This is a genomic window from Stenotrophomonas sp. YJH_SMC_73 (assembly GCF_059370155.1).
Map to the genome: position 1 here is coordinate 1 of NZ_JCAFTJ010000015.1, position 22,141 is coordinate 22,141.

The 22,141-nt window shown below is 66.9% G+C and carries 23 protein-coding genes and 3 tRNA genes; 12 read left to right on the top strand and 14 right to left on the bottom strand.

Going from position 1 to position 22,141, the window contains the following annotated elements:
• Positions 1-682: 682 nt before the first annotated feature.
• The 9 genes from AC5P8R_RS19595 to AC5P8R_RS19635 form a co-directional block, all read right to left on the bottom strand.
• Positions 683-759, bottom strand: a tRNA-Arg gene (locus tag AC5P8R_RS19595).
• 58 nt (positions 760-817) lie between these two features.
• A tRNA-Arg gene (locus tag AC5P8R_RS19600) sits at positions 818-894 on the bottom strand.
• Entirely contained in the window at positions 885-1,811 is a 927-nt protein-coding gene (locus AC5P8R_RS19605; RefSeq protein ID WP_142234573.1) for an alpha/beta hydrolase family protein, read from the bottom strand. The genes AC5P8R_RS19600 and AC5P8R_RS19605 overlap by 10 nt, the downstream gene beginning before the upstream one ends.
• Positions 1,808-2,617: a bifunctional hydroxymethylpyrimidine kinase/phosphomethylpyrimidine kinase gene (gene thiD, locus AC5P8R_RS19610; RefSeq protein ID WP_046429932.1), complete on the bottom strand. Its 810-nt coding sequence runs from the start codon at positions 2,615-2,617 to the stop codon at positions 1,808-1,810. The genes AC5P8R_RS19605 and thiD overlap by 4 nt, the downstream gene beginning before the upstream one ends.
• A gap of 107 nt (positions 2,618-2,724) precedes the next feature.
• On the bottom strand, positions 2,725-3,393 hold the full coding sequence (locus AC5P8R_RS19615) for a YoaK family protein (RefSeq protein WP_032957720.1): 669 nt from the start codon (positions 3,391-3,393) through the stop codon (positions 2,725-2,727).
• Positions 3,394-3,405: 12 nt separating this feature from the next.
• A complete protein-coding gene (locus AC5P8R_RS19620) occupies positions 3,406-3,912 on the bottom strand; it encodes a hypothetical protein (protein ID WP_014646741.1) in 507 nt (168 codons plus the stop codon).
• Positions 3,909-5,309: a PhoH family protein gene (locus AC5P8R_RS19625; RefSeq protein ID WP_014646742.1), complete on the bottom strand. Its 1,401-nt coding sequence runs from the start codon at positions 5,307-5,309 to the stop codon at positions 3,909-3,911. The genes AC5P8R_RS19620 and AC5P8R_RS19625 overlap by 4 nt, the downstream gene beginning before the upstream one ends.
• Positions 5,310-5,393: 84 nt before the next feature.
• The gene (locus AC5P8R_RS19630; protein WP_014646743.1) at positions 5,394-5,873 is read right to left on the bottom strand and encodes a peroxiredoxin; all 480 of its coding nucleotides are present in this window, start codon (positions 5,871-5,873) and stop codon (positions 5,394-5,396) included.
• A gap of 91 nt (positions 5,874-5,964) precedes the next feature.
• A complete protein-coding gene (locus tag AC5P8R_RS19635) occupies positions 5,965-6,525 on the bottom strand; it encodes a glycine cleavage system transcriptional repressor (RefSeq protein ID WP_005409051.1) in 561 nt (186 codons plus the stop codon).
• Between the two features lie 163 nt (positions 6,526-6,688).
• Here AC5P8R_RS19635 and dapA point away from each other — a divergent pair, with 163 nt between their 5' ends.
• Entirely contained in the window at positions 6,689-7,582 is an 894-nt protein-coding gene (dapA, locus tag AC5P8R_RS19640) for a 4-hydroxy-tetrahydrodipicolinate synthase (protein WP_046429935.1), read from the top strand.
• 32 nt (positions 7,583-7,614) lie between these two features.
• The gene (locus tag AC5P8R_RS19645) at positions 7,615-8,130 is read left to right on the top strand and encodes a hypothetical protein (protein ID WP_032960832.1); all 516 of its coding nucleotides are present in this window, start codon (positions 7,615-7,617) and stop codon (positions 8,128-8,130) included.
• A 119-nt stretch (positions 8,131-8,249) separates the two neighbouring features.
• Here the strand turns inward: AC5P8R_RS19645 and fdxA are convergent, their stop codons facing one another.
• The gene (gene fdxA, locus AC5P8R_RS19650; RefSeq protein ID WP_005409054.1) at positions 8,250-8,573 is read right to left on the bottom strand and encodes a ferredoxin FdxA; all 324 of its coding nucleotides are present in this window, start codon (positions 8,571-8,573) and stop codon (positions 8,250-8,252) included.
• A 180-nt stretch (positions 8,574-8,753) separates the two neighbouring features.
• Here fdxA and AC5P8R_RS19655 point away from each other — a divergent pair, with 180 nt between their 5' ends.
• The gene (locus AC5P8R_RS19655) at positions 8,754-10,178 is read left to right on the top strand and encodes a sugar porter family MFS transporter (RefSeq protein WP_046429936.1); all 1,425 of its coding nucleotides are present in this window, start codon (positions 8,754-8,756) and stop codon (positions 10,176-10,178) included.
• Between the two features lie 526 nt (positions 10,179-10,704).
• Here AC5P8R_RS19655 and AC5P8R_RS19660 read toward each other — a convergent pair.
• Positions 10,705-10,779: transfer RNA gene (locus AC5P8R_RS19660), tRNA-Glu, on the bottom strand.
• A 52-nt stretch (positions 10,780-10,831) separates the two neighbouring features.
• On the opposite strand from AC5P8R_RS19660, the gene pcnB reads away from it, so the two are divergent.
• The 6 genes from pcnB (at position 10,832) to pgi (ending at position 16,439) form a co-directional block, all read left to right on the top strand.
• Entirely contained in the window at positions 10,832-12,211 is a 1,380-nt protein-coding gene (gene pcnB, locus AC5P8R_RS19665; protein WP_032960826.1) for a polynucleotide adenylyltransferase PcnB, read from the top strand.
• 3 nt (positions 12,212-12,214) lie between these two features.
• Positions 12,215-12,700 carry a 2-amino-4-hydroxy-6-hydroxymethyldihydropteridine diphosphokinase gene (folK, locus tag AC5P8R_RS19670; RefSeq protein WP_032960824.1) on the top strand — a complete coding sequence of 162 codons (486 nt, stop codon included), beginning with the start codon at positions 12,215-12,217 and terminating at the stop codon, positions 12,698-12,700.
• Positions 12,701-12,734: 34 nt separating this feature from the next.
• Positions 12,735-13,550 (top strand): 3-methyl-2-oxobutanoate hydroxymethyltransferase, encoded by an 816-nt coding sequence (gene panB / locus AC5P8R_RS19675; RefSeq protein WP_014646749.1) that lies wholly within the window; start codon positions 12,735-12,737, stop codon positions 13,548-13,550.
• Positions 13,547-14,386 carry a pantoate--beta-alanine ligase gene (gene panC, locus AC5P8R_RS19680; protein ID WP_046429939.1) on the top strand — a complete coding sequence of 280 codons (840 nt, stop codon included), beginning with the start codon at positions 13,547-13,549 and terminating at the stop codon, positions 14,384-14,386. Before panB ends, panC begins: the two co-directional genes overlap by 4 nt.
• Before the next feature lie 161 nt (positions 14,387-14,547).
• Positions 14,548-14,928 (top strand): aspartate 1-decarboxylase, encoded by a 381-nt coding sequence (gene panD / locus AC5P8R_RS19685; RefSeq protein WP_014646751.1) that lies wholly within the window; start codon positions 14,548-14,550, stop codon positions 14,926-14,928.
• Positions 14,925-16,439, top strand: a complete 1,515-nt coding sequence (pgi, locus tag AC5P8R_RS19690) for a glucose-6-phosphate isomerase (RefSeq protein ID WP_049442316.1) — start codon at positions 14,925-14,927, stop codon at positions 16,437-16,439. The genes panD and pgi overlap by 4 nt, the downstream gene beginning before the upstream one ends.
• 124 nt (positions 16,440-16,563) lie before the next feature.
• Here the strand turns inward: pgi and AC5P8R_RS19695 are convergent, their stop codons facing one another.
• Positions 16,564-17,133 (bottom strand): response regulator transcription factor, encoded by a 570-nt coding sequence (locus AC5P8R_RS19695; RefSeq protein ID WP_012510702.1) that lies wholly within the window; start codon positions 17,131-17,133, stop codon positions 16,564-16,566.
• Positions 17,130-18,356 (bottom strand): ATP-binding protein, encoded by a 1,227-nt coding sequence (locus tag AC5P8R_RS19700; RefSeq protein WP_032960817.1) that lies wholly within the window; start codon positions 18,354-18,356, stop codon positions 17,130-17,132. Before AC5P8R_RS19700 ends, AC5P8R_RS19695 begins: the two co-directional genes overlap by 4 nt.
• Positions 18,357-18,470: 114 nt before the next feature.
• Between AC5P8R_RS19700 and ispG the strand changes: the two genes are divergently transcribed.
• The 3 genes from ispG to AC5P8R_RS19715 all read left to right on the top strand — a co-directional run bounded on the left by ispG (position 18,471) and on the right by AC5P8R_RS19715 (position 21,315).
• Entirely contained in the window at positions 18,471-19,736 is a 1,266-nt protein-coding gene (gene ispG, locus AC5P8R_RS19705) for a flavodoxin-dependent (E)-4-hydroxy-3-methylbut-2-enyl-diphosphate synthase (RefSeq protein ID WP_197621771.1), read from the top strand.
• Entirely contained in the window at positions 19,717-20,466 is a 750-nt protein-coding gene (locus AC5P8R_RS19710; RefSeq protein ID WP_014646755.1) for a phosphatase PAP2 family protein, read from the top strand. The genes ispG and AC5P8R_RS19710 overlap by 20 nt, the downstream gene beginning before the upstream one ends.
• Before the next feature lie 201 nt (positions 20,467-20,667).
• Positions 20,668-21,315 (top strand): response regulator, encoded by a 648-nt coding sequence (locus AC5P8R_RS19715; RefSeq protein WP_005416124.1) that lies wholly within the window; start codon positions 20,668-20,670, stop codon positions 21,313-21,315.
• A gap of 159 nt (positions 21,316-21,474) precedes the next feature.
• Here AC5P8R_RS19715 and AC5P8R_RS19720 read toward each other — a convergent pair whose 3' ends face one another.
• Positions 21,475-22,134 carry a bifunctional 4-hydroxy-2-oxoglutarate aldolase/2-dehydro-3-deoxy-phosphogluconate aldolase gene (locus AC5P8R_RS19720; RefSeq protein ID WP_053495354.1) on the bottom strand — a complete coding sequence of 220 codons (660 nt, stop codon included), beginning with the start codon at positions 22,132-22,134 and terminating at the stop codon, positions 21,475-21,477.
• Between the last annotated feature and the right edge of the window lie 7 nt (positions 22,135-22,141).

Below are 22,141 nucleotides of genomic sequence, written 5' to 3' on the forward strand. Positions count from 1 at the left end.
CCGTAAACCCCCAGGCCGGCCCAGCCGCTGGCGGCTGTGCGTTCGGGCGCTTGCGAAGCAGTGCTTCGCAAGCAAAGCGCCCTCACCCATGGGGGCTTGGCCGCGGCATCCATGCCGCGGACACTCCCGCAACCGGACCCACCCCGCCTTCGACAGTTTTCCGCGATCTGTCGGAACGGCGTACTGCTCTGGTAGGTGTCGACCTTGGTCGACACGGTAGATCCACGTCATGCGTGGATGAATTCACTCAATATCTGACAGATGTGTCGACCAAGGTCGACACCTACCGACAGCACACGGAATCTGTCAGAGGTGGGGCGGTGTCGGAGTGCGGGGTGTCAGCCGCATGGATGCGGCTGCCAAGCCTTATCTGATCGGAATCTGGCAGCGTAGGTGTCGAGAGCCGGCGTGGGCCGCCGTGTAAGCCTGGATCTCGACGATCGCCATGTAGCAACTGTGTTGATGGAGGGGCCAAGCCCCTCCATCAACACAGTTGCTACACGGACGTACTTGCGGCGTCCCCGCACGCCGACACCGCCCCGCCAACCCACGGAATGCGTGCTGCTGCTGTTGTCGTTGAGGTTGCCGGCCAGCGGCCGGCACTACCAGGGGTGCAGGGCGCAGCCCTGCCGAAAAACACGCATAAAAAAACAGCAGGCCGAGGCCTGCTGTTTCGGTGTAATGGTGCGCCCGGAGAGATTCGAACTCCCGACCGCCTGGTTCGTAGCCAGGTACTCTATCCAACTGAGCTACGGGCGCGCGGTACACAATCAAATTTTACTGCATTTCCAGCGGCGGATGCTGAAAACCTGTCGAGTGGTGCGCCCGGAGAGATTCGAACTCCCGACCGCCTGGTTCGTAGCCAGGTACTCTATCCAACTGAGCTACGGGCGCCCTGCGACAGGAGCGGAATTATGCGGATGTCGGCGCGTACCGTCAACAGTTTTGTGAAAATTTTCATCCAACTGAATGAAAAAGCGGTCCGCCACAGCGTCAGGGGCCTTCAACCAGGCGAAATGATCCGCACGCGTGCCCAGTTCCTGCGCCGACAGCACGCGCAGCTGCGCGTCCACATTCGGCAGCTTGGCCAGCAATGTCTGCATCGATCCGGTCGGTGCCAACCAGTCGTGTTCCATCAACACCGCCTGCGCGCTGCCATGCACGCGCGCCATCTGTGCGTCGAGGTCTTCGTCCATGCCGGCCGCGGCATAGTGGTTGTTCAGGCCCACGCGCGCCCAGTCGGCGATCAGTCCGCGCGCTTCGGTGCCGCCGAAGCCGAGGCGCCGGCCATGCAGCACGCCTTGGCGCTGTGCGATCCACGGCAGGAAGCGGTAGACCAGTGGCAGCAGCCAGCCCCGCGGTGGCGGGAAGCCGCGCCAGAACGGTGAGCCGCTGGCCGCCAACCACAAGCGGTTGAAGTGCTGCGGATTGCGGCCGGCATGCACGCAGGCCAGCTGACCGCCGAGGCTGTGGCCACCGATGATCCAGGGCAGCGCGCCGGCCTCGTCATCCGCCGCGACAAGGACCGCCTGGCTGGTGGGCAGATCCTGTTCGAGTACCTCGCGATAGCCCCAGTCCTGCGTGCGCGACGGCCGCAGTGAGCTGCTGCCATTGCCGCGCCACTCGTGCAGGTACACCGCCACGCCCTTCGCCGCCAGCGCCTGCGCCAGCGGCAGGTAGTGGCGCGCGGCCACGCCCAGTGCAGGCAGCCACAGCAGGCGCGCGATGGGCTGTGCAGGCACGCAGGCAATCACTTCGTAGCGATGGCCATCAGCGCACTGCACGGCGAGGACGTCCGGTGTGAGGCTCATGCGTGTGGTGCCGCGCCGAAGTGATCGAGCACCAGCACCTCGCTGCGGCCGGGGGCATAGCCCTGCTGCAGGCCGCGTGCAACGTAGTCGATACCGGCTTCGCAGGCATTGGCCAGGCTCAAGCCGTTGCACAGTTGCGCGGCGATGGCCGAGGCCAGCGTGCAGCCGGTGCCATGTGCGTCCAGCGGCAGGCGGGCATGGATGAATTCTTCGCTGCTGACGCCGTCGAAGTAGCGGTCGATCACGCGGTTGCCTTCCTGCAGATGGCCACCTTTGAGCAGCACCGCACCGGCGCCCAGGTCGAGCAGGGCGGAGGCCGCCCGTTCGGCGTCATCGCCGTTGCCGATCTTCCGTCCGACCAGCAGCTCTGCTTCCGGCGTGTTCGGGGTGATCAGCGTGGCCAGCGGGATCAGCCGCTCGCGCATCGCCTGCAGGGCGCTGTCTTCCAGCAGGCGCGCGCCGCTGGTGGCGACCATCACCGGGTCCAGCACCACGTGTGGCGGGCGATGGCGCTCCAATGCATCGGCGACGGCATTGATCACCTCGGCGTTGGCCAGCATGCCGAGCTTCACCGCGTGGATGTCGAAGTCGTCGAAGCAGGCGTCCAGTTGCGCGCGCAGGAAATCGATCGGCGGCACATGCACGGCGATGACGCCGCGGGTGTTCTGCGCGGTCAGTGCAGCAATCGCGGAAAGGCCATGCACGCGGTGTGCGGCGAAGGCCTTCAGGTCGGCCTGGATGCCGGCGCCACCACCGGAGTCGGAGCCGGCGATGGTGAGGGCGGAAACGGGAGTGGTCGGGCTCATCCAGCGATTGTGCCGTGGTCACCGTAAAGGCGGTAGCGTCGCCGCTGATAGATGGGGTCAGATCCCTTTACCGCAGGCAAAGGGATCTGACCCCTGGAGCGCCGCCCTCAATGCCGCCAACGCGCCCACTGCTGGTACAGCACATAACCCAGTCCGGTCAGGCCGGTCAGCAGGGCGGGGGCAAGCAGGGCGTCGTACTGCCAGCGCACGAACAGCCAGGCGCCGAGGATGCCGCCGGCGAGGAAGCCGCTGATGATCAGGCCGCTGAGGGTCAGTCGCCGTACCTGCAGTGGCAACCCGCGCAGCAGGTGGCCCAAGCCGATGCCGAGGTCGGTGAACATGCCGCTGAGGTGGGTGGTGCGCACCACCGCGCCGCTGAAGGTGGTGGCCATCGCATTCTGCAGGCCGCAGGCCATGGCAGCGGCCAGTGCACCCCATATCTGGTGCCGTTCGAACAGCGGAATGGCTACCAGCAACAGTGCTGACTCCAGCGCCAGCGCCACGCCGTAGCGTCGGCCCAGCTGCAGGGTGCTGTCCTGGATCAGCAGGCCGCTGAGCATTGCGCCCAGCGAGAACGCGATCAGCAGTCCCCACAGGTGGCCGACCGCGCGCCAGTCACCCTGGGCCAGTGCCATGCCGAGCTGGCTGGTACTGCCGGTCATGTGGCTGACCGCCTGGTGCTCGAAACCGAGGAAGCCGACCACGTTGACCATGCCGGCCACGCACGAGAGCGCGACCGCGCCGATCCAGACCCAGGTGGGCAGGCGTATTCCCATCGGCGGGGCCCCTCAGGGCCCGCCGAAGCCGCCGTTGAACTGCAGCTCGCTGAAGGTGTTGCTGGCCGGGTCGAACACCGCGCCCCAGAACTGCGCGCCGCCATCGCAGACGCGGATCGCTTCGCGGGCCGGATTGATGCCGCTGTCGTCGGGCAGGTGGAAGGCATTGATGTAGATCAGGCGTCGGCCTGCGCTTTCGATGCCGACGTACTGCCGGTCAAAGTCGAGCACCTTCGGCACCTGGGCCTCCAGCGAAGACAGATTCGCTTCCAGCTGGTCGATCTGCTGCCGGCTGGGTGCCCAGTAGCCGCTGACCCGCCCGGCCTCGCGGCCGGGGCTGGGCCGCGAGCAGGTGTCGAGCACCTGCGCGGCGATGATCGGGCGGGTGACCACCCAGGACTGGCCGGTGCGCTCGGCGGTGGGCACACTGGCCGGGCCGCGCGTAGTGGTGCAGGCGCCCAGCACGGCTGCGAGGGTGATTGCAGCCGTGGGCAGCAGCAGGCGGGTGCGGCGGTTCACAACACCTCCGAAGCGTAATCGGCCAGGCGCGAACGCTCGCCACGGCGCAGGGTGATGTGTGCACTATGCGGCCAGTTCTTGAAGCGATCCACCGCGTAGGTCAGGCCCGAGGTGGTCTCGGTCAGGTACGGGGTGTCGATCTGCTCGACGTTGCCCAGGCAGACGATCTTGGTGCCGGGGCCAGCGCGGGTGATCAGCGTCTTCATCTGCTTCGGGGTGAGGTTCTGCGCCTCGTCCAGGATCAGGTAGCGCGACAGGAACGTGCGGCCGCGCATGAAGTTCATCGAGCGGATCTTGATGCGGCTGGCCAGCAGGTCGTTGGTCGCCTGGCGCCCCCACGTGCCGCCTTCCTGGTTGTGCGTGAGCACTTCCAGGTTGTCGGTCAGCGCGCCCATCCACGGCGTCATCTTCTCTTCTTCGGTGCCGGGCAGGAAACCGATGTCCTCGCCGACGCTGACCGTGGCGCGGGTCATGATGATCTCGCGGTAGCGCTGCTGGTCCATCGTCTGCGCCAGGCCGGCGGCCAGCGCCAGCAGGGTCTTGCCGGTGCCGGCGGTACCCAGCAGCGTGACGAAGTCGATCTCCGGATCCATTAGTGCGTTGAGGGCGAAGTTCTGCTCGCGGTTGCGTGCGCTGATGCCCCACACGGCGTGGCTGCCGTGGCGGAAATCATCGACCAGCGACAGCACCACCTTGCCGTCACCGACCACGCGGCTGACGCGCAGCTCGACTTCATCTTCGCCGGGCAGGTAGACGTACTGGTTCGGGTACCACTCCTCGCCGTCCTGCGCCTGGATTTCGTAATGGGTACGGCCCTTGTCGCTCCAGCTGCGCAGGTCGTCGCCGTGGCGCTTCCAGAAGTCTTCCGGCAGCTCGGTAGCGCCGGTGTAGAGCAGGCTGAAATCGTCCAGCGCGCGGTCGTTCTCGTAGTCCTCGGACACGATGCCGGCGATGGCGGCCTTGATCCGCAGGTTGATGTCCTTGGAGACGAACACCACCGGCAGGTCGGGGGTTTCTTCCTTCAGGGCCAGGATCGCGCCGAGGATGGCGTTGTCCGGGATCACCTTGCCGAAGCTCTTGCCAGCGTCGAAATGGCTGGTCTGGAAGCGCAGCTTGCCGGCGCTCTGCTTGCCGCGCAGCTGCAGCCCATTCGGGCGCTGCAGCGGAATGCCGTCGGCCAGGTTGTCCAGGCCGGAGGCCTGCACCAGCTCGTTGAGGAAGCGGCTCACCTGGCGGGCGTTGCGGCTCGCTTCGGAGGTGCCCTTCTTGCCGTTGTCCAGCTCCTCGATCACCTGCATGGGCAGGTAAACGTCGTGCTCCTCGAATTTGAACAGCGCGGTCGGATCGTGCATCAGCACGTTGGTATCCAGCACGTAGATGCGCTTGCCTCGGGTCATCGTCGATTCCTGGTTACGGACAGGGAAAAACCACCACGGCCTGCTGCCGGGCAGGGTGATGGCAGACACAGTAGGCAGTGGGACTCACTTGGACTGGGAGGCCTTCAGTTCGGCGAGAACGGCATCGGCATGGCCGGCGACCTTGACCTTGCGCCAGGACTGCACGATGCGGCTGTCGGGGGAAATCAGGAAGGTGCTGCGTTCGATGCCACGTACCTGCTTGCCGTACATGTTCTTCATCTTGATCACGTCGAAGGCGCTGCACAGCGCTTCGTCGCCATCGCTGACCAGGGGGAAGCCGAAGCCCTGCCTGGCACAGAAATTGTCGTGCGACTTCACCGAATCGCGCGAGACGCCCAGCACGACCGCGCCGGCCTTCTTGAACTTCGGCAGCAGCGCGTTGAAGTCGATACCTTCGGTGGTGCAGCCGGGAGTGCTGTCCTTGGGGTAGAAGTACAGCACCAGCCACTGGCCGGCATAGTCGCCGAGGGTGGCCTGGTCGCCACCGGACAGCGCCAGCGGCAGGGAGAGGGTGGTGCTGTCCAGGGTATCGCCGTTGTTCATGAGGTCCTTCTGTCGAGCCTGGGTTCTTTCCAAGACAATTGCATGAAACGCCACGCGCCCGTGAGAGGCGCGCGAAAAATCAGGAATTCATTCAGAACTTCATCGGGTCCATGATCGCGTCCAGGTTCAGGTGGTCGCAGAACTCAAGGAAATCGTCGCGCAGCGCGGCGATGTGCATGTTGGCCGGCACGCCGATGGTGACCTGTGCACTGAACATTTCCGCACCGGTCTGCATGGCGCGGTAGCGCGTGCTCTGCAGGTTCTCGATGGTGATGCCCTGGCGGTCGAAGAAGTCGGCCAGCTGGAACAGGATGCCCGGCTTGTCGGCGGCGATCACTTCGACGATGTATGGCAGCAGGTTGGACTGCGCCTGCTTGGCGGCGGTGCGGTACCAGACCAGCTTCAGGCCCTCCTCGCGCTCCAGCCGGGTCAGCATCGCCTCGAGCTTGGCCACCGAGTCCCAGGAGCCGGTGGCCAGGGCGGTGACCGAGACATCGCGGCCGACCGTGGCCAGGCGTGCGTCCACCAGGTTGCAGCCGCTGTCGGCGATGCGGCGGGTGACGGACAGCAGGGGGGACTCCGGATGCGTCGTATAGGCGTTGATCAGGAGGTGGTTTTCGCTCGGCGCGGGGCGCGGGGTGGTGTCGGTCAAGGCGATTCCGGGTAATGCATGCGTGAGTCTGAATGCCCGCCAGAGGCGGGGATCCACCGGTGTCCAGCATACTTGCCCGTGCTTTCGCGCCGCAAGTAACATTCAGGCCGCCCCCAGCCTTTCGTGGCGGGCGTTTCCCTTCCCAGCCAAGAGCAGCACGTCCTTGTCCCTTTCCGGCCTCATCACCGCGCTGGCGACCCCGTTCCGGGCCGACGGCGCCCTCGATCCCGATGGTTGGCAGCGCCTGCTGCACCTGCAACTGGAGGGTGGCGTCCATGGCGTTGTCGTGGCTGGCTCGACCGGCGAAGCGGCGACCCTGACCGATGCCGAGTACGACCAGCTGCTGGCCAGCGCCGTCGAACGCATCGGCGGCCGCATCCCGGTCATGGCCGGCACCGGCCTGTCGGGCACCGCCAAGACCATCGAACAGACCCGCCGTGCCGCCGCCCTTGGCGCCAGCCACGCACTGGTGGTCACCCCGCCGTACGTGCGGCCGACGCAGGCTGGCCTGATCGCGCACTATCGCGCGGTGGCCGACCAGGGCGGGCTGCCGGTCGTGCTGTACAACGTGCCCGGCCGTACCGGCTGCGACATGCAGCCGGAGACCGTGGCCGAACTGGCCAGCCACCCCAATATCGTCGGCATCAAGGAAGCGGTGGGTGACACCGGCCGGGTGCAGGCGCTGCTGGCGCTGCGCAGCCCGACGTTCGCGGTGCTCAGTGGCGACGACGGCACCGCCGCGCGTTCGATCCGGGCCGGCATCGATGGCCTGATCTCGGTCGGTTCCAACGTGCTTCCGGGCGCGTATCGCCGGATGTGCGAGCTGGCTGCCGCGCACGACCAAGAAGCCACCGAGTCGTGGGACGCGCGCCTGCATCCCTTCCATGATTTCTGTGGCGTCGAACCCAACCCGATCCCGGTCAAGGCGCTGCTGCGCCGCATCGGCATCGGCCATGACCTGCGCCTGCCGCTGCTGCCGCTGTCGGCAGCACATCATCCCGCGGCCGACCACCTTGCCGGCGACATCGCCGCCCTCGAAGCCCTTTCCAGCCACTGACCTTCCGTCTTGGTCTGACCCAGGAGATTCACATGCGTCAATCCGTTTCCACTGTCCGCGTGCTGTCCTACGCCCTGCTTGCTGTAGCTGTTGCGGCCGGCACCACCGGCTGCTTCAAGCGTGGCGTCAAGGGCGACTACGCCCTGGCCCCGGAAATGCGCCCGCTGGAAGTACCGCCGGACCTGAACCTGCCCAACGCCACCACCGACAACAAGGTGCCGACACTGGCCTCGGCCACCAAGCCGGCGGCGCCGGTCGCCGCAGCCCCGGCGGTGGGCAACACCGGTTTCACCATTGCCGGTGGCAAGGATGAAGCCTTCGCCAAGGTCGGTACCGCACTGGAAGGCGTGGAAGGCGTGACCATTGCCAGCCGCGCGCAGCTGCTGGGCTCGTACGACGTGGCCTACGAAGGCAGCAACTTCCTGGTCCGCGTGGTGGCGGTTGATGCAGGTGCCTACATCTCCGCGGTCGACCCGCGTGGCCTGCCGGCCACCGCCGAAGCGCCGGTGAAGCTGATCGCCGCGCTGAAGGCGAAGCTGGCTCAGTAAGGGCCGCCCTGGTAGAGGCCGACCTTGGTCGGCGCTTCCGTGCCAACCAAGGTTGGCACCTACCGAGAACAGAAAAGGGCGCCATGGGCGCCCTTTTCCGTTGCCGCCGCGGGCGCTTCTCAGCGCTCCAGCAGCTTCAGCTTGTCCGGCTTGCCGTCCCATTCGCCGGCGTCGGCGGGCGGGTCCTTGCGCACGGTCAGCACCGGCCATTCCTTCGCCAGCTCGGCATTGAGGGCAACGAAGCCTTCCTGGCCGGCGGGGACGTCGTCCTCGGGGAAAATCGCGTTGACCGGGCACTCCGGCTCGCAGAGGGTGCAGTCGATGCACTCATCCGGGTCGATCACCAGGAAGTTCGGGCCTTCGTGGAAGCAATCCACGGGGCACACTTCCACGCAATCGGTGTGTTTGCACTTGATGCAGTTTTCGGTGACGACAAAGGGCATGGGCTGGGGGTGGATCGATTCCTGAACCCGCCAATTCTAGAACAGGTTGGCCCCCGGTGTCGGGATGGGACGGAAAACGGGCGTCTGGCAGGCGCGGCCATTGGCGGCACGGCAGGGCGTGTGCGAGGCTGCGCGACAACCGGTCCTGGTGGCCGGGCTCCCTTCCCAGCAGGATCGTCCATGTCCCAGGCCCCGTCCCGCACCGCCTCCCACGGTGGTGAAAACACGGCGTTCATCGTCCTGATCAGTTGCGTGGCCACGCTTGGTGGCTTCCTGTTCGGCTTCGACAGTGGTGTCATCAACGGCACGGTCGATGGCCTGCGCCAGGCCTTCAACTCCAGCGAGGCGGCGCTGGGTTTCGAAGTTGCCTCGATGCTGCTGGGCTGCGCGGTCGGTGCATTCCTGGCCGGTTGGTTGGGCGATCGCCTGGGGCGCCGTGGTGTCCTGATCGTGTCCGCGCTGATGTTCCTGGTCTCGGCGCTGGGCGCCGGGGCGGCCCACGCGTCCTGGCTGTTCATCGCGGCCCGCGTGCTGGGCGGCTTTGCGGTGGGGGCGGCCAGCGTGATGTCACCGGCCTACATCGCCGAAGTCGCCTCGGCGCGCTATCGCGGCCGGCTGGCCACGGTGCAGCAGATGGCCATCATCTGCGGTTTGTTCGCGGCCTTCCTCAGCAATTACTTGCTGGCCCGCGCCGCCGGCGCCTCGACCGAGCCGCTGTGGCTGGGCCACGAAGCCTGGCGATGGATGTTCTGGATGCAGGCGCTGCCCTCCGCGCTGTTCCTGCTGTTGCTGCTGGTGATTCCGGAAAGCCCGCGCTTCCTGGTGCTGAAGGGCCGCCAGGGGCAGGCGAGGGCGGTGTTGTCGCGACTGTACGGCGAGGCCGCTGCCCGGGCCAAGCAGGCCGAGATCGAAGCCAGCCTGGCACAGGACCAGCACAAGCCGCGCTTCGGCGACCTGCGCAGCAGGGCTACCGGCAGGCTGCGCCCGATCCTCTGGGTGGGCATCGGCCTGGCCATGTTCCAGCAGCTGGTCGGCATCAACGTGGTGTTCTACTACGGCGCGGTGCTGTGGCAGGCGGTGGGCTTCTCTGAAAGCGACGCACTGCTGATCAATGTGCTGTCCGGCGCGCTGAGCATCGGCGCCTGCCTGCTCACCGTGCTGCTGATCGACCGCATTGGGCGCAAGCCGCTGCTGTGGGTCGGCTCGGTCGGCATGTCGGTGGCGCTGGTGCTGATGGTGGTGGCGTTTGCCAGCGGCAGCCTGGCCGGCGGGCGCCTGCAGCTGTCCGATGGCATGGGACGGCTGGCGCTGGTCGCCGCCAACGTCTACGTGGTGTTCTTCAACATGTCCTGGGGCCCGGTGATGTGGGTGATGCTGGGCGAGATGTTCCCCAACCAGATCCGCGGCCCGGCGCTGGCGGTGGCGGGTGCGGCGCAATGGACCTCGAACTTCGCGATCACCGTGACCTTCCCGATGCTGCTGGCCGGCATCGGCCTGGCCGGCGCCTATGGCATCTACGCGGTGGCGGCCATCCTCTCGATCGTCTTCGTGGTCCGCTACGTACGCGAGACCAAGGGCAAGGAGCTGGAGCAGATGGAAGGCTGACGGCGACTGGCTTCGGTTGCGTTCCGTTGGCGCCTGCTTGTCCAGAGTGTGAGGGGGCAGGCCGCCCTCTCCAGGACACGCAAGAGCCCATCCATGGTGCTCGATGGCGCCTTGCTCGCGTGCGCTGTCCTGCGCACTCGGCAAGACCAGGCTTGTGCTCCTGCCCAACCCGTCGGGCGCATGCGCCCAACCCATCGCGCCAACGGTCCTGGAGAGGGCGGCCTGCCCCCTCCTGACAGTTTCATGGTGCGTGCGGATGCGGCGAAGCGCTGGTCGGTTGTTGCCGCAGCTGGCGGGAAACCGTCCAGAGTCGGTGGGGTCACCCAGGGCAGGACCGTTGGCGCCAAGGATGGCGCCATCGAGCCCCCATGGATGGGTTCACGGCGTGTCCTGCCCTGGGTGACCCCACCGGCTCGAGCCGATTGCAGGGAGGCGCCAAAGCGACCAACCCGACCGCAATCACTGCAATCCCGGAAAACAGAAAAGCCCGCACAAGGCGGGCTTTTTCGGTTCCTGCTGCGGCGACTGGCGCTCCCTAGGGGACTCGAACCCCTGTTTTAGCCTTGAGAGGGCCACGTCCTAACCACTAGACGAAGGGAGCGTAACTGTGTCGCTGCCGAGGCAGGAGCGCTAGTATATGCACCTCGATGCCATTGGGCAATCCCGAAACTTCAACCGGAAGCGCCAACATCATTTCCTCTGCTACATCACCGTTCAGCCTGCGCGTCATCCCGCGCGACCAGCACACGATCTCCCGCAAGGACATCAGCCCGAACGCCCTGCGCGTGCTTTACCGCCTGCGCGATGCCGGCTTCGGCGCCTACCTTGTCGGCGGCGCGGTGCGCGATCTGCTGGTCAATGGCCAACCCAAGGATTTCGACGTGGCCACCGACGCCACGCCCGAGCAGGTCAAGCAGCTGTTCCGCAACTGCCGCCTGATCGGCCGCCGGTTCCGCCTCGCCCACGTAGTGTTCGGTCGCGAAATCATCGAAGTCGCCACCTTCCGTGCCAACAGCGATGACGGCAGCGGCGACCGCGAGATGGAAAACGGCATGCTCGTGCGCGACAACGTGTACGGCACCATCGAAGACGACGCCATCCGCCGCGACTTCACCTGCAACGCCCTGTACTACGCCATCGAGGACTTCTCGGTGCGCGACTACACCGGTGGTTTCGAGGACGTGCAGGCGCGCCTGATGAAGCTGATCGGCGACCCGGTGCAGCGCTACCAGGAAGACCCGGTACGCATGCTGCGAGCGGTGCGCCTGGCGGCCAAGCTCGGCTTCCAGATCGAAGAGGGTACTGCCGCGCCGATCCCGCACCTGGCCGGCCTGCTCAACGAAGCCGCGCCAGCGCGCCTGTTCGAGGAAGTGCTCAAGCTGTTCCTGTCCGGACACGGCGTGGCCAGCTTCGAAGGCCTTGAGCGTTACGGCCTGCTCGACGTGCTGTTCCCGGAAAGCGCCAAGGCGCTGAAAGCCAACCGCACCGGCGCGCTGCGCCGCATGCTGGTCGAGGGCCTGGCCAATACCGATGCGCGGGTGGCCAACGACGAACCGGTCTCGCCGGCGTTCCTGTTCGCGCTGCTGCTGTGGCCGGCGTTCTGCCGTGCACAGGCGACCCTGCTCAAGCAGGGCGTGGCACCGGAAGAGGCGCAGCGCCGCGCCGCCGACCGCGTCACCGTGCAGCAGTTGAGCACCATCGCGCTGCCGCGCCGCTTCTCGCTGCCGATGCAGGAAATCTGGCTGCTGCAGTCGCGCTTCAGCTCGCGCCAGCGCAAGCGCGTGTTCCGCACCCTGACCCATCCGCGCTTCCGTGCCGCGTTCGATTTCCTCAGCCTGCGCCAGGTGGCGTCGTCCGAGCACGCCGCCGATGTCGAGTTCTGGCGCGAAGCGCAGGCGCAGTCCGGTCGTGAGCTGGAGTCGTCGCTGGATGCGATGCACAGCGAAGATGGCGATGACGAGAGCGGAGCGCCGCGCAAGCGCCGCCGTCGCCGCCGTCGTCCGGGTGCCGCGGCCGGTGCAGCGGGCGAGTAAGCGATGACCCTCGCCTGGATCGGCCTCGGCGCCAACCTCGGCGACGCGGCCGCCACCGTCGGCGCGGCGATTGCCGCGCTGGACGGCCTGCCCGGTACCCGGCTGCGCCAGGCCTCGCGGCTTTACGCAACGCCGGCCTGGGGCAATGAAGACCAGCCGCCGTTCGTCAATGCGGTGGCCTCGGTCGAAACCACCTTGCCGGCCGATGAGCTGCTGCAGGCCATGCTGGCGCTGGAGCAGCGCTTCGGTCGCACGCGTGATCCGGCAGTGCACTGGGGCCCGCGCGCGCTGGACCTGGATCTGCTGCTGTATGGTGCGCAGGCGCTCGACCAGCCTGGGCTGAAGGTGCCGCATCCGTACCTGCACGAGCGTGCCTTCGTGCTGGTGCCGCTGGCCGAAATCGCGCCGGAACTGACAATTCCTGGCCATGGACGCGTGCAGGATGCAGTGATGCGGGTCGATGCCTGCGGGATCGCGCCGATAGGGTGATAATGCCCGGGTTATCTCCCCCGGTTATCAGCACATGAGCACCCACGCAGACAGCAAGCCCTGGACCGTTCCCGCCCTGGCCGAGGCCAAGCGCAATGGCCAGAAGCTGGTCATGTTGACCGCCTACGACGCCGGCTTCGCCCGCACCTTCGATGCCAACGGCGTCGATCTGATCCTGATCGGCGATTCGCTGGGCATGGTCGTGCAGGGTCATGATTCGACCCTGCCGGTGACCGTGGCCGACATGGTCTACCACACCCGGGCCGTGGCCCGCGTGCTGCAGCGTGCGCTGCTGGTGGCCGACCTGCCGTTCGGCGCCGATGCCACCCCGGAACGCGCGCTGGATGCCTCGCTGCAGCTGCTGCAAGCCGGTGCCGAGATGGTCAAGATCGAAGGTGCCGGCTTCAAGGTCGACATCATCCGCTACCTGGTCGAGCGCGAGATTCCGGTCTGCGCGCACCTCGGCCTGACCCCGCAGTCGGTGCTGCGACTGGGCGGCTTCAAGATCCAGGGCCGCGGCGATGCTGCGCGCCAGCTGGTGGAGGACGCCAGGGCCGTGGCCGCCGCAGGCGCCAGCATCATGGTGCTTGAATGCGTGCCGACCCCGGTCGCTGCCGAAGTGACCGCTGCGGTGGATGTGCCGACCATCGGCATTGGCGCGGGCCCGCAGTGCGATGGCCAGGTGCTGGTGCTGCACGATTTCCTCGGCCTGGACAGTGGCCATCGCCGTCCCAAGTTCGTCAAGGATTTCCTTGCCGAAGGTGGCTCGGTGGCCGGTGCCACCCGCGCCTTTGCCGACGCGGTGCGCGACGGCAGCTTCCCCGACGAACAGCACGCCTACGCCCAATGATCCAGACCTTCAACGAGCTCGGCGCGTTGCGCGAGCAGATCGCCCAGTGGAAGCGTGAGGGCCTGCGCGTGGCGCTGGTGCCGACCATGGGCAACCTGCATGGGGGGCACCATTCGCTGGTGACCCTGGCCCGCCAGTACGCTGACAAGGTGGTGGCGAGCATCTTCGTCAATCCGACCCAGTTCGGCCCCAACGAGGATTTCAGTCGCTACCCGCGCACGCCCGAGGCCGACGTGGCCGGGCTGGAGCAGGTCGGCTGCGATGCCGTGTGGCTGCCCAGCGTGGAGACGATGTATCCGCTGGGCGTGGACAGGACCACGCGCATGCACGCGCCGGGTGTCAGTGAAGTGCTGGAAGGCGCCAGCCGCCCGGGGCACTTCGATGGCGTCTGCACGGTGGTGGCGCGCCTGTTCCTGCAGGTGCAGCCGGACGTGGCCGTGTTCGGCCGCAAGGACTACCAGCAGCTCGCCGTGATCAGGCAGATGGTGGCCGAGCTGTCGTTCCCGATCCAGATCGTCGGTGCTGAGATCGTGCGCGACGAGGATGGCCTGGCCAAGAGTTCGCGCAACCAGTACCTGAGCGACGAACAGCGCCCGGTCGCGACCACCATCCACCGCACCCTGCTGGGCATGCGCGAGGGCTACGTGGCGGGGCAGGCACGTGATCGCATCGAAGCCGACGCCACGGCCACATTGCAGGCAGCCGGGTTCCAGGTCGACTACGCGGTGCTGCGCACCCCGGAGCTGGCCGAGCCGACCTTCGACGGCGGTGGCCGCGTGGCGCTGATTGCCGCGCGCCTGGGAACCACCCGGTTGATCGACAACCTGGAGTTCTGAGTTCCGGCGGCGCCGCGCGATGCATGGGGTCAGATCCCTTTTCCAGGGGAAAAGGCTTCTGACCCCGGTTTCACCGGCTACCTGAACAGGTTGCCGGCCGTGATGCCCCGCGCTGCGCGGGTGCTAGAATCCGCTCTTTCCTTTGCCGTTGCAGCGCCCCCATGCACCTGTCCCTGCTCAAGACCAAGATCCATCGCGCCACCGTCACCCATTCCGAGCTGAACTACGAAGGCTCGATCGCCATCGATGACAACCTGCTGGCTGCCACCGGCATCCGCGAGTTCGAGCAGGTGCACATCTGGGACGTGACCAATGGTGCGCGTTTCTCGACCTATGCCATCCGCGCCGAAGCCGGCAGCGGCGTTGTCTCGCTCAACGGTGGCGCCGCGCGCCACGTGCAGGTCGGTGACATCATCATCATCGCCGCGTTCGCCAGCATGACCGAGCAGGAAGCTGACAGCTTCAGGCCGAAGCTGGTGTACGTTGATGGCAACAACCAGATCACCCACACCAACGACACGATCCCGACCCAGGCCGCATGACAACGAACAACGGATTCGACTCGCTGCATTCCCACGCCCAGCGCCTGAAGGGCGCAAGCATTCCCAGCCTGCTCGCCGCCGAACCCGGCCGTGTACAGGAGCTGGCGCTGCGGGTCGGTCCGTTGTACGTCAATTTCGCCCGGCAGAAATACGATGCCGCGGCGTTGCAGGCGCTGTTGGCGCTGGCTGCCGAGCGTGATGTCGGTGGTGCCATCACGCGCCTGTTCCGCGGCGAACAGGTCAACCTGACCGAAGGGCGCGCCGCGCTGCATACCGCGCTGCGCGGCGATGTGGTCGATGCGCCGGTGGCGGCCGAGGCCTATGCCACCGCGCGCGCGATCCGCCAGCGCATGGGCGTGCTGGTGCGCGCGCTGGAAGACAGTGGCGTGACCGATGTGGTCAGCGTCGGCATCGGTGGTTCCGACCTTGGCCCGCGCCTGGTCGCCGACGCGCTGCGTCCGGTCAGCGGTGCGCGCCTGCGCGTGCATTTCGTCTCGAACGTGGACGGCGCCGCCATGCAGCGCACGCTGGCCACGCTGGATCCGGCCAAGACCGCCGGCATCCTCATCTCCAAGACCTTCGGTACGCAGGAAACGCTGCTCAACGGCCAGATCCTGCACGACTGGCTGGGCGGCAGCGAGCGCCTGTATGCAGTCAGCGCCAATCCGGATCGCGCCGCCAAGGCCTTCGCGATCGCCGCCGATCGCGTACTGCCGATGTGGGACTGGGTGGGTGGCCGCTATTCGCTGTGGTCGGCGGTCGGTTTCCCGATCGCGTTGGCGATCGGCTTCGAGCGCTTTGAGCAGCTGCTGGAAGGCGCCGCACAGATGGATGCGCATGCGCTGGATGCACCGCTGGAGCGCAACCTGCCGGTGCTGCATGGCCTGACCGACATCTGGAACCGCAACCTGCTGGGCCATGCCACGCATGCGGTGATGACCTACGACCAGCGTCTGGCGCTGCTGCCGGCCTACCTGCAGCAGCTGGTGATGGAAAGCCTGGGCAAGCGCGTGCAGCGTGATGGTGCGCCGGTCACCACCGACACCGTGCCGGTGTGGTGGGGTGGGGCAGGCACCGATGTGCAGCACAGCTTCTTCCAGGCGCTGCACCAGGGCACCAGCGTCGTTCCGGCCGACTTCATCGGCTGTGTGCACAACGATGATCCCTACACGATCAATCACCAGGCCCTGCTGGCCAACCTGTTGGCACAGACCGAGGCGCTGGCCAATGGCCAGAGCAGCGACGATCCGCACCGTGATTACCCGGGCGGGCGGCCGAGCACGCTGATCCTGCTCGACGCGCTGACCCCGCAGGCACTGGGTGCGCTGATCGCCATGTACGAACACGCCGTGTACGTGCAGTCGGTGATCTGGAACATCAACGCGTTCGACCAGTTCGGTGTCGAGCTCGGCAAGCAACTGGCCAGTGGCCTGCTGCCGGCGCTGCAGGGCGAGGATGTGGCGGTTGCCGATCCGATGACCCGCGAGATCCTGGCGCAGCTGAAGCGCTGATGCTCTGGTAGTGCCGGCCGCTGGCCGGCATCCAGGTGATGCTTCAATCGTTCATGAGGTTGCCGGCCAGCGGCCGGCACTACCGCAGAAGATGGGTTGCCGGCCACCGGCCGGCACTACCGCGTCACCGGCTCGGGTCGCGCTCCGGGCTTGGCCGCTTGGCCAGTTTGCGCTGCAGCGAGCGCCGGTGCATGCCGAGCAGGCGCGCGGCCGCTGACACGTTGCCGCCGGTCTCGTGCATCGCCTGCTGGATGTGTTCCCACTGCAGGCGGCTGATCGGCGTCATCGCATCGGGCACTTCCATTTCGCCATCGTCGGCCGGGCCGTCGTCTTCCTCGCCGAGGGCGCGCAGGATCATCGGCACCGTGGCCGGCTTCGGCAGGTAATCATCCGCACCCAGCTTGATCGCCTCCACCGCGGTGGCGATGCTGGCGTAGCCGGTCACCAGCAGTATGCGCATGTCCGCGCGCAGCGCGCGCAGCGGCTGGATCAGTGCCAGGCCGGAATCGCTGCCCAGCTTCAGGTCGATCAGCGCGAAGGCCGGTGGATGCTGCCGGGCCAGCGCCAGCGCACTGGCGGCATCCTGTGCGGTCTGCGTTTCAAGCCCCTTGCGGGCCAGGCTGCGTTGCAGGGTACGCAGGTACAGCTCGTCGTCGTCGACCAGCAGGCCCAGGGTGGAATGGTGAAGGCTCATGGGGTGTCCTCGCGTGGGGCCAGCGGCAGGCGGAAGCCGACGCGGCTGCCGGCCCCCTGGGCCGGGCGCATCCACATCTCGCCGTCGAGGCGTTCGATGGTGGCATGGGACAGGGCCAGGCCGACGCCCATGCCCTCGCTCTTGCTGCTGCCGAACAGCTTGCCCGGCAGCACGGCGGCACGGGCGTCGAAGCCATGGCCGTAGTCGCGGACTTCGCCGATCAGGTCGTCGCCTTCGATGCGCAGGTCCAGGTCCACGCGTGGCCGGCCGGCTTTCTCGCCGGCATCGGCGGCGTTGTTGAGCAGGACCATCAGCAGATGGCCTACGCCCGGGTCCAGCGGCAGCCGCAGCGGCGCATCATCGTTGCGGTGCAGGTCGATGGTCGGCCGCACCAGGCGCCATTGCTCAAGCACCTGCTGTGCGCTGGAATGGCTGCGGCCCGGTGCGTCGGCCGAGGCCGGAGCAGCCAGCGCCAGCACGCGCTCCCGGCACTGCACCAGCAGCTCGCGCAGGGTTTCCATGTCCTCGCGCACTTCCGGCTCTTCGCTGCGCTCGGCCACATCGTCGGCGAGCAGGGTCATGGTCGCCAGCGGCGTGTTCAGTTCATGCGCCACCGAGGCGGCATGGGTGGCCAGCGCGACGATGCCCTCGTTGCGGGCGAAGCGCTCGCGCAGTGCCGACAGTTCCAGCTCGCGCTCCCGCAGGGCCAGCGCCAGCCGGGTGGAGAAGGCCAGTACCACCGCGGCGGAAATCAGGAAGTTGGCGACCACGCCCCAGCGATTCAGGTCCTGCGCGCGGAAGTAACCGTCCGGCAATGGCTGGCCGAAGATGCCGCTGGCGGCGTAGCCGAGCAGGCAGGCCAGTGCGACCGCCAGTGCCCAGCGCAGGGGCAGGGCGAATGCGGCCAGCGCGATCAGGATCAGGAACAGCGAGCTGAACGGGTTGGCCATGCCGCCGCTCCAGCCGACCATCCAGGTCAGGATGATCACGTCCACCAGGATGTGGCCGAACGCGGTCAGCGGTGCGGTGTCAGCCGCGTCCGGACGCAACTGGGTATAGATGTTGAACAGGGCCAGCACCGCCACACCGGCCCATAGCGGCAGCTGCGGCAACGGCAGGCCCAGCACCCAGGTGGCAACCAGGATGGTGGCGGCCTGGCCGCCTACGGCAAGCCAGCGCAGGCTGCACAGGGTACGGAGAAACGGGGCGTCGGGACCGGTCATTCACGCTCATCGTATGCGTTCACGGGCGGCTGTGCCTGCGACAATCGGCCGCAGCCGTGACACCGGCTGAATGCGAGTCACCCGGAATGCGGGGGCGGGCGGTAGAATGCGCCCATGCACGACGCCGTCACCCGCCCGACTCCTCCCTCCGATGCCACCTCCTGGCCCCGCCGCCAGACCCATGCCGTGCAGATCGGCGGGGTCACCGTAGGCGGAGGCAAGCCGGTCGTGGTGCAGTCGATGACCAACACCGACACGTCCGACGTGGCCTCCAGCGTGAAGCAGGTGGCCGAGCTGTGGCGGGCCGGTTCGGAAATGGTGCGTTTGACCGTCAATACCGTGGAAGCCGCTGCGGCGATCCCGCGCATCGTCGACAAGCTGGCGATGATGGGCATCGACGTGCCGCTGATCGGTGATTTCCACTACAACGGCCACCAGCTGCTGACCGCCGAGCCGGCATGTGCCGAAGCGCTGGCCAAGTACCGCATCAATCCGGGCAACGTCGGCTTCGGCAAGAAGAAGGATCTGCAGTTCGCCCAGTTGATCGAGTTCGCGATCCGCTACAACAAGCCGGTGCGCATCGGTGCCAACTGGGGCTCGCTGGACCAGGCCCTGGCGGCGAAGTTGATGGACGAGAACAACCTGCGCGAGCAGCCCTGGGATGCCGGTCGCGTGCTGCGCGAGGCGCTGATCCGTTCGGCGCTGGATTCGGCCGAGCAGGCGGTGGAGTTCGGCCTGCCGCGCGATCGCATCGTGCTGTCGGCCAAGGTCAGTGGCGTGCAGGAGCTGATCGCGGTGTACCGCGACCTGGCCCAGCGCTCCGATTTTGCCCTGCACCTGGGCCTGACCGAGGCCGGTATCGGCAGCAAGGGCATCGTCGCCTCGTCGGCGGCGTTGGGCGTGCTGCTGCAGGAAGGCATCGGTGACACCATCCGCATCTCGCTGACCCCGGAACCGGGCCAGTCGCGCACGCAGGAAGTGATCGTCGCCCAGGAACTGCTGCAGACCACCGGCCAGCGTGCCTTCACGCCGCTGGTCACGGCTTGTCCGGGCTGCGGCCGCACCACCTCCGAGTTCTTCCAGGAACTGGCCAAGGTGGTGCAGAACCACGTGCGCGAGAAGATGCCGCTGTGGAAGATCCACCATCCGGGTGCGGAGAACATGACCCTGGCGGTGATGGGCTGCATCGTCAATGGGCCGGGTGAGTCGCGGCACGCCAACATCGGTATTTCCCTGCCGGGCACCGGTGAAACCCCGGCCGCGCCCGTGTTCGTCGATGGCGAGAAGAAGGTGACCCTGCGTGGCGAGAACATCGCCCAGGAGTTCGTCGCCCTGATCGACGATTACGTCGAACACAAATATGTCCGAAGCGCCGGATAAGCCTGCGATCCTCGCTGCGCCGGAGTCCGCCTCCGGTTTCCGCCACTGGATGGCCCGCAATGCCTGGCGCCTGGTGCTGCTGTTCGGTGGCGTGCTGCTGCCGTTGGCGGGTTTCGTCGCGCTGGCCGACGAAGTGCACGAGTTTGAATCGTTCCATTTCGATGCGCCGCTGCTGTGGCAGATGCATGGCCTGCACTCACCGCTGCTGGACCGCTTCTTCGTGCTCATTTCCAGGCTGGGCTACGAATGGTTCCTGATTCCCGCCGACGTGCTGATCATCGGCGTGCTGCTGGGCTACCGGCGTTGGCGTGAGGCCACCTTCGTGGCGGTCAGCTTCGTCGGCTCGGCGCTGCTGAACATGGGCAGCAAGCATTTCTTCCAGCGCCAGCGCCCCAGCCTGTGGGAATCGATCGCGCCGGAATCGACGTTCAGCTTTCCCAGCGGCCACGCGATGGGCTCGATGACCCTGGCCGTGACCCTGGTGCTGCTGGCCTGGAACACCCGCTGGCGCTGGCCGGTGCTGCTGCTGGCGCCCGCGTTCAGCCTGCTGGTCAGCGTCTCCCGGGTCTATCTGGGCGTGCATTATCCCTCCGATATCCTGGCCGGATGGTGTGCCGCGCTGGTTTGGGTGGTAGGGTGCTATCTGGTCATGTTCAGTCGCCGGCATCCTTGGCGACGTCAGGATTCGCCGCCAGCGACGGCCAGCGAAGCATCATCACAGGGGGATTGACGTGGATGGCCCCTCCGGGGCGTCTACGTAATAGATCAGTTGTTTCGTTGCAGCAGGTTCTGCAAGACAGGGGGCAAGCACAACGCGCGGTACTGTGATGCGCAAGGCAGAATGCCCGGGTCGCATCTCGAACGCGCTTGCAGGGGTATCGGCGCCCTGCCTAGCTTGACCTGCAATGGCCGCATTCGAAGAGGTACGTGAATGACGATTCGAGTCTACCTGGTGGATGACCACGCACTGGTCCGCACCGGGATGAAGATGATCCTGTCGGGGGAGACCGACATCGAGGTGGTGGGCGAAGCCGAGACCGGCGAAGATGCGCTGCGCGACGTCCGCCAGCTGCTGCCGGACGTGGTGCTGTGCGACCTGCACCTGCCCGGCGTGAGTGGCATGGAGGTGACCGAGCGCATCGTCCGCAGCCATCGCAACACCCGCGTGGTGATCGTGTCGGTGCTGGAAGACGGTCCGCTGCCGAAGCGCTTGCTGGAAGCCGGGGCTGCGGGCTACATCGGCAAGGGCTGCGATGCACAGGAGCTGCTGCGTGCGGTGCGCGATGTGGCCATGGGCCGTCGCTACCTGGGCACCAGCATCGCGCAGAACCTGGCCTTGTCGACCGTTGAAGGCAATGGCTCTCCATTCGACAGCCTGTCGCCGCGCGAGCTGGAAGTGGCGTTGCTGCTGACCCAGGGCCTGCGCCAGGAAGACATCGCGCGGCGCCTGAGCCTGAGTGCGAAGACGGTGAACACGCACAAGGCGCGGCTGTTCGAGAAGATGGGGATCCACGACAACATCGCGCTGGCGCGCATGGCCAGCCAGTACGGGCTGGTGGATCCGGCACGGCCGCTGTAAGGGATTCGGCCAACGGCTGAGCCCTCCGCAGGGCCACCGACAGGTTCCGTGCGCCGTCACTGCCGATAGAGGAAATGTAGAGCCGAGCCTATGCTCGGCTGCTTTCCGGCCTGCGGGCGCGGAGCCGAGCATGGGCTCGGCTCTACACCTGTGTCGGGCTCAGTGGCCGCGTACGCGCTTGATGATCTTCGCGGCGTCGGCGGCGCTGGCGCGCACCTTGTCCCACTGACCGTCGGCGATCCAGTTGCCCGGCACCATCCACGAACCACCGATGCAGACCACGTTCTTCTGCTCGAGGTACTCGGCGGCGGTGTTTTCGGTGATGCCGCCGGTCGGGCACAGCTTGAGGTCGGCAACCGGGCCGGCCAGACCCTTGATCATCGCCAGCCCCCCCACGGCGGTGGCAGGGAACAGCTTGCACACGCGGAAGCCGCGCGCATACAGCGACAGCAGTTCGGTCGGCGTGGCCGCACCCGGCACTACCGGCAGCGGTGCCGCCGCCAGCGCATCGGCCAGCGCCGGTGGCGTACCCGGGGTCACCAGGAAGTCCGCGCCCGCATCGATCGACTGCTGCATCTGCTCCACGGTCAGCACCGTGCCGGCGCCCACCACCACGTCCGGCAGCTCGCGCTTGAGCATCGCCAATGCTTCCATCGCCACTGGCGTACGCAGCGTCAACTCGATCGCCGGCAGGCCACCTTCCAGCAACGCAGCACTGACCGCACGCGCCTGGTCCAGCGTATGAATCGTCACCACCGGCAGGATGCCCGCCGCACGCAACAGCTCCGCCGCCTTCACCTGATGTTGTTCGATACCCATGCTTTTG

Coding starts and splice junctions, on each gene's coding strand:
- thiD (WP_046429932.1), bottom strand. CDS start 2,617: ATGAGCCCGACCACTCCCGTTTCCGCCCTCACCATCGCCGGCTCCGAC.
- panC (WP_046429939.1), top strand. CDS start 13,547: ATGATCCAGACCTTCAACGAGCTCGGCGCGTTGCGCGAGCAGATCGCC.
- AC5P8R_RS19720 (WP_053495354.1), bottom strand. CDS start 22,134: ATGGGTATCGAACAACATCAGGTGAAGGCGGCGGAGCTGTTGCGTGCG.
- AC5P8R_RS19625 (WP_014646742.1), bottom strand. CDS start 5,309: ATGACCCGAGGCAAGCGCATCTACGTGCTGGATACCAACGTGCTGATG.
- AC5P8R_RS19645 (WP_032960832.1), top strand. CDS start 7,615: ATGCGTCAATCCGTTTCCACTGTCCGCGTGCTGTCCTACGCCCTGCTT.
- panB (WP_014646749.1), top strand. CDS start 12,735: ATGAGCACCCACGCAGACAGCAAGCCCTGGACCGTTCCCGCCCTGGCC.
- AC5P8R_RS19710 (WP_014646755.1), top strand. CDS start 19,717: ATGTCCGAAGCGCCGGATAAGCCTGCGATCCTCGCTGCGCCGGAGTCC.
- AC5P8R_RS19695 (WP_012510702.1), bottom strand. CDS start 17,133: ATGAGCCTTCACCATTCCACCCTGGGCCTGCTGGTCGACGACGACGAG.
- AC5P8R_RS19615 (WP_032957720.1), bottom strand. CDS start 3,393: ATGGGAATACGCCTGCCCACCTGGGTCTGGATCGGCGCGGTCGCGCTC.
- AC5P8R_RS19715 (WP_005416124.1), top strand. CDS start 20,668: ATGACGATTCGAGTCTACCTGGTGGATGACCACGCACTGGTCCGCACC.
- fdxA (WP_005409054.1), bottom strand. CDS start 8,573: ATGCCCTTTGTCGTCACCGAAAACTGCATCAAGTGCAAACACACCGAT.
- AC5P8R_RS19605 (WP_142234573.1), bottom strand. CDS start 1,811: ATGAGCCTCACACCGGACGTCCTCGCCGTGCAGTGCGCTGATGGCCAT.
- panD (WP_014646751.1), top strand. CDS start 14,548: ATGCACCTGTCCCTGCTCAAGACCAAGATCCATCGCGCCACCGTCACC.
- ispG (WP_197621771.1), top strand. CDS start 18,471: ATGCACGACGCCGTCACCCGCCCGACTCCTCCCTCCGATGCCACCTCC.
- AC5P8R_RS19700 (WP_032960817.1), bottom strand. CDS start 18,356: ATGACCGGTCCCGACGCCCCGTTTCTCCGTACCCTGTGCAGCCTGCGC.
- AC5P8R_RS19655 (WP_046429936.1), top strand. CDS start 8,754: ATGTCCCAGGCCCCGTCCCGCACCGCCTCCCACGGTGGTGAAAACACG.
- folK (WP_032960824.1), top strand. CDS start 12,215: ATGACCCTCGCCTGGATCGGCCTCGGCGCCAACCTCGGCGACGCGGCC.
- pgi (WP_049442316.1), top strand. CDS start 14,925: ATGACAACGAACAACGGATTCGACTCGCTGCATTCCCACGCCCAGCGC.
- AC5P8R_RS19630 (WP_014646743.1), bottom strand. CDS start 5,873: ATGAACAACGGCGATACCCTGGACAGCACCACCCTCTCCCTGCCGCTG.